This window comes from Campylobacter sp. BCW_6467 (assembly GCF_001762855.1).
Lineage (GTDB): Bacteria > Campylobacterota > Campylobacteria > Campylobacterales > Campylobacteraceae > Campylobacter_D > Campylobacter_D jejuni.
Genome location: NZ_MJXP01000045.1, coordinates 655 through 1165, shown reverse-complemented (window position 1 = coordinate 1165; position 511 = coordinate 655). Strand labels below are relative to the sequence as shown.

Here is a 511-nt window from a genome sequence, read left to right as displayed (position 1 = left end):
ATTACACACAAACCCTATAAACCAACTTAATTTTTTGTGTTTTTCTCCTGTGCTATAACATTTAAATAAATAAGCTTGCAATAAACAAGGAAGTATAAAAAATGTGATTATAAAAAAAATAAAAGTTATACCGCCTAAAAAATCAAAATAATTATGTGCTTTATACTCTTGTGGTGATAATTTTTCAATTTCTGGAGGATCAAGCAATACAAGCCCTCTAGAAGTTTCAAGATCATAAGTAAGATAAAATATGATAACAATAGCCATAAAAAAGATAATAAAAGATATTAAAAAATAAGATTTTACAAATTCTTTTATATTAATCTTAATCCAATAATTTAAAATAGAAAAGGCAATAAGAACGCTTAGAGCTATAAGATAAAATTCTATAACACTACAAGCAAAAATAAATCCTATAAAACCTAAAAAAATAGAAAGTGTAATGCTATCTCCCATTTAAACTCCTGTATTATAAAGTACATTATAAGCTTTATTTTTAAAATCAAGCTTA

General features: G+C 23.7%; 1 protein-coding gene. It reads right to left on the bottom strand.

The annotated features are described in order from the left end of the window. The coding region (locus tag AJ888_RS06395; protein WP_070296204.1) for a hypothetical protein at positions 1-456 on the bottom strand (456 nt) is incomplete at its 3' end. Between the last annotated feature and the right edge of the window lie 55 nt (positions 457-511).